This window comes from Streptomyces fuscigenes, from assembly GCF_021556455.1.
GTDB lineage: Bacteria > Actinomycetota > Actinomycetes > Streptomycetales > Streptomycetaceae > Streptomyces > Streptomyces fuscigenes.
On record NZ_JAKGCV010000410.1, the window covers coordinates 1 to 4,908 of the forward strand.

The 4,908-nt window shown below is 75.1% G+C and carries 3 protein-coding genes; all 3 read left to right on the forward strand.

The window, feature by feature from the left end; genetic code table 11:
• Positions 1–718, forward strand: a 718-nt coding sequence (locus tag L1885_RS23510) for a serine/threonine kinase C-terminal domain-containing protein (RefSeq protein WP_505016787.1), incomplete at its 5' end; no start/stop codon positions are given.
• A gap of 137 nt (positions 719–855) precedes the next feature.
• Positions 856–2,889, forward strand: a complete 2,034-nt coding sequence (locus L1885_RS23515; RefSeq protein WP_235799169.1) for a serine/threonine-protein kinase — start codon at positions 856–858, stop codon at positions 2,887–2,889.
• 159 nt (positions 2,890–3,048) lie between these two features.
• Positions 3,049–4,827, forward strand: coding sequence for a succinic semialdehyde dehydrogenase (locus L1885_RS23520; protein ID WP_235799170.1), 1,779 nt, complete (start codon positions 3,049–3,051; stop codon positions 4,825–4,827).
• The last annotated feature ends 81 nt before the right edge of the window (positions 4,828–4,908 follow it).

Genomic DNA, 4,908 nt, shown 5'->3' on the forward strand with positions numbered 1-4,908 from the left:
GCGCTCCCTGGGCCGCACCCTGCTCATCGTGATCCTGCTGGTGCTCGTCGGCGCGCTCGTCTACGCCGTCGCGTTCATGCCCAAGTCGGACCGCACCGGCGGGCAGAGCGTGCGCGAGGCCCCCACGCAGTCGGCTGCAGCCCCGCCGCCCGCCGGCGCGGGCACCGCGCCCTCCTCCAGCTCGTCGGCGGGCGCGCCCGCGGCGGGCGGCGGGCAGAGCGCGTCCGGCGCGCCGACGGTGTCCGCGGACTCCGGCACGCACCTCGCCAAGGGCTACGTCCTGCGCAAGGATCCCGAGGGCTTCCAGCTCGCGGTGCGCCAGGACTGGCAGCGCCGCCCGATGAACGACAGCGGCCAGGTCCGGTACGTCAGCGGCGGCTTCAGCCTGATCGTCGTCCCCGGCCGGGACACGGTGAAGGCCGACGGCTCCGACCCCCTCGCCTACCAGAGCGACAAGGAGCCCGAACTCGCGGAGTTCCGCTCGTCGACCTGGGCGAGCGCCTCCGGGCTGCGCAGGATCGAGGTCGGCCAACAGTCCATGGCCGAGGGGCAGTATACCTGGCAGGACAGCAACGGCCGTACCGTGTACGTCCGTAACCTCGCGATGATCCTCGGGGGCCGCTACCACGTCATCCAGGTCATCGGCCCGGACAGCCAGCGCGACGAGGTCAGCGAGATCTACCAGCAGGCGACCGCCTCCTACAAGACCGTTCACTGACAACGCTTCTGACGGGCAGTAGGCCGATGGTCACAGCCGACGTCACAGTGCTGTCTCATGCGGTACCGGTGTACCGCACCGTCAGGGATCGTCCGTAACCTGTGGGGGCGCGACGAACAGGGCGGGGAAGCGTGGAAGTGGACGATTCACAGAGCACGGGCGCCGGGGGGCTCCTCGCCGGCCGATACCGTCTCACCGAAGCCATAGGGCGCGGTGGCATGGGCCGGGTGTGGCGGGCGCAGGACGAGTTGCTGAACCGCACGGTGGCGGTGAAGGAACTGACCGCCGGCCAGTACGCGACGGAGGCCGAGCGCGAGGTGCTGCACCGGCGCACCCGCACGGAGGCGCGGGCCGCGGCGCGCATCAGCCATCCGAACGTCGTCACCGTGCACGACGTGCTGGAGCACGACGGCAGACCGTGGATCGTCATGCAGTACGTGGACGGCCGCTCGCTGTCCGACGCCGTCAAGGAGTCCGGCCCGGTCCCCGCCCGGGAGGCCGCCAGGATCGGCGTGGCCGTGCTCGGCGCGCTGCGGGCCGCGCACGCGGCGGGCGTACTGCACCGGGACGTCAAACCCGCCAACGTCATGCTGGCGCGCGACGGGCACGTGCTGCTCGCGGACTTCGGCATAGCGGCGGTCGAGGGCGACGCCTCGGTCACCAGGACCGGGGAGCTCATAGGCTCCGTCGAGTACCTCGCGCCGGAACGGGTGCGGGGCTCGTCGCCCGGCCCCGAGTCGGACCTGTGGTCGCTCGGCGCCACGCTCTACACCGCCGTCCAGGGCGTCTCCCCGTACCACCGCGACAGCGCGCTCTCCACGCTCCAGGCCGTGATCGTCGACGAGGCGCCGTACCCGACGGCCGCCGAGGACCTCGGGCCCGTGATCGTAGCGATGCTCCGCAAGGAGCCCGGCGAGCGGCCCGCCGCCCAGGAGTGCGCCCGCATGCTGGCGGACGTGGCGCAGGGCCGGGGGGCCGGCACCAGGGCCTACCCGGCGGAGGGCCCGACCGCACCGGTGGCGGGCCCGTACGGCGCGCGGTCCGGTACGCACGCACAGCACCCGCAGGCGGGGACGCACGTGCGGCAGCCCTTGTCGCAGCAGGCGCAGCAGGCGCAGCAGGCTCAGCAGACCGGGCCGTATCAGCAGCACCCGGCGCCGCCGGCGTCCGGCGGCCCCCAGCAGGCCGGGACGCACGTGTACCACCAGGGCGCGGGTGATCCGCCGGGGACGGCCCCGCGCTACTCCCACGACATCCGGTCCGCGCACCCCGGGGCCACGGGACCGACGGCCGGGCAGGCGCAGGCCGGCCCCTACGGCCCCACCGGGCCCTACGCGGGAGTCCGCCCCTACGACCACCCGGGAGGCGGCGGGCCCGGGCAGGGCCCGGTGCGCGGCGACGGCGGAGGCCGCAGGGGCTCCCGGGGCCGCACGGTGGTCCTGGCCGTGGTCGCCGCCGTGGTCCTCGGCGGCGGAATCGGCTACGGCGTCACGCAGTTCGGCGGCTCCTCGGACGGGGGCCGCTCCACGACCGGTGGCACCACCACCGGCGGCGCGCGGGCGGACGGCACGCACAAGAGCACCACCGGGAACGGCGGTACCCGCCAGACCGGCGGCACCGGCGGCTCGTCCCCGGAGGGCGGCGCCTCGCCCGGTGACGGGAAGCCGTCCGACGACACGGGCACCGGCGGCGGGCAGAGCCTCCCCGACGGCTGGCAGCGCGTGGACGCCCCCGAGGGCTTCAGCATCTGGCTGCCCAAGGGGTACGTGCGCGTGCAGGGCGTCAGCACCATCGACTACAGCCCGGACAACGACCAGCACTTCGTCCGGATCAGCATCGATCCCCAGCCCGACTTCCCCACGCCGCTGGACCACCTGCAGAACCTGGAGGGCTCGGGCGGCAAGGTCGGGGGGCTGCCGGACTACCACCGGATGATGCTGCGGTCCGACACCTACCGGGACCAGAAGCTCGCCGCGCGCTGGGAGTTCACCTGGACCCAGGGCCCGAGCCAGGGCCCGGCGGGCCCGCGGACGGCCGCCGACCTGATGTACGTGGACGGCGACACGGGCACCGAGTACGCCGTCTACATGTCCGGCCCGACCGCCGACTGGGACGAGTCGTCCTTCTCGACCGTCCTGCGCGGCTGGCAGCCGCCGGACTCCGGCGACTGAGCCGGCCGGACCGGACGGCAGCCCGGCCCGCGGGCCGGGGCGGCCGGGGGCGTGGTGCGGGGGCGCACGGTTCCGTCGCGCGCCGGGCCTTTGTGACCGGGGGGTGAAGAGGGTTACCGACGGGTACCCAAAGCCGTGGATGCGGAATACCCTCGCCGCATGACGGACTCAGAGTCGACGAAGTCAGCCGCGGCGGCCGGGCGGGCCGCGGACGCGAGCGAGGCCCCCGCGGCCGGGCCTCCGGCCGGCGGGCCTCTCGTCGTCGAGCCCCCTGCTGCCGCGGCTCCGGCAGCTCCCGCAGCCGAGGCCGCCGAGGACGCCGCCGGGGTTCCTTCCGCCGAGGCCGCCGGACCCGGCACCAACCCGGTCGCGCTGCCCGCGGCCCCGGGGCGCACCGCGGCCGAGGTGGTCACCCCCGAGCTGGTCGCGCGGCTCGGCGCCGGCGTCGTCGGCTCCGGCCGGACCCCGAGCCACACCCCGTACACGGGCGAGGTCCTCGCCGAACTGCCCGCGTCGACGCCCGAGGACGTCGCCGCCGCCTTCGAGCGGGCCCGCGCGGCGCAGCCCGCCTGGGCGGCCCTGCCGGTACGCAGGCGCGCCGCCGTCCTCCTGCGTTTCCACGACCTGCTGCTCGACCGGCAGAGCGAGGTCCTCGACCTGATCCAGCTGGAGACGGGCAAGGCCAGGTCGCACGCGGCCGAGGAGGTCCAGGGCCTCGCCGTGGAGGCCCGTCACTACGGCCGCGCCGCCCCTTCCTACCTGGCGCCCCGCCGTCGCACGGGTGTCGTGCCGACCCTCACGCGGGTCACCGAACTGCGCCAGCCCAAGGGGGTCGTGGGGCAGATCGTGCCCTGGAACTACCCGCTCGAACTCTCCGCCGGCGACGCCCTGCCCGCCTTCGCGGCCGGCAACGCCGTCGTGATGAAGCCGGACTCGGAGACCGCGCTGACCGCCCTGTGGGCGCGCGAACTGCTGATCGAGGCCGGGCTGCCCGCGGAGGTCTTCCAGGTGGTCCTGGGCGACGGTCCGGTGATCGGGCCCGAGGTCGTACGGCACGCGGACTACGTCTCGTTCACCGGCTCGACGCGCACCGGCCGCGAGGTCGCGCGCGGCGCGGCGGAGCGCCTGGTCGGGGCCTCGCTGGAGCTGGGCGGCAAGAACGCGATGCTCGTCCTCGCCGACGCCGACGTCGAGAAGGCGGCGGCGGGCGCGGTCCGGGCGTGCTTCTCCTCGGCCGGGCAGCTGTGCGTCTCGATCGAGCGGCTGTACGTGCACGAGGCCGTGGCCGACGCGTTCCTCGCGCGGTTCGTCGCCCGCACGAAGGCGATGCGGCTCGGCTCCGCGCTGGCGTACGGCGCGGACATGGGCTCGCTCGTCGGCGAGCGCCAGTTCAAGACGGTGAGCGCGCACGTCGAGGACGCCGTCGCCAAGGGGGCCGCGGTCCTCGCCGGCGGCACCGCCCGCCCCGACATCGGCCCGTACTTCTATGAGCCGACGGTCCTCGACGCGGTCGAGGCGCCGATGGCGGTGTGCGCGCAGGAGACGTTCGGGCCGGTCGTCTCGGTCTACCGCTTCCGCGACGAGGAGGACGCGATCGCCCGGGCGAACGCCGGCGACTACGGCCTCAACGCCAGCGTGTGGACGCGCAGCGCCCGGCACGGCCTGGACGTCGCACGGCGGTTGCGCACCGGCACGGTCAACATCAACGAGGGCTACGCGGCGGCCTACGGCAGCGTCCGGGCGCCCATGGGCGGCATGAAGGACTCGGGCCTCGGCCGGCGCCACGGTGCCGAGGGCATCCACAAGTTCACCGAGGTGCAGACGGTGGCGCGGCAGCGCGTGCTGCCGCTCGCCCCGTCGTTCGGCATGGACGACGAGGCGTACGCGAAGTTCATGAGCCGCAGCCTGCGGGCCATGAAGGCACTGCGCCTGCGCTGACAGCGACGGCGGCGCCCCGGCTCCCGGGGCGGCGGGTCGCGTACGGGAGCCGCGGCGCGCGGCCCGCGTGCGCGGCGCGCG

What these genes read in the sequence shown, in the direction of transcription:
- L1885_RS23520 (WP_235799170.1), top strand. Translation starts at nt 3,049, where the DNA reads ATGACGGACTCAGAGTCGACGAAGTCAGCCGCGGCGGCCGGGCGGGCC.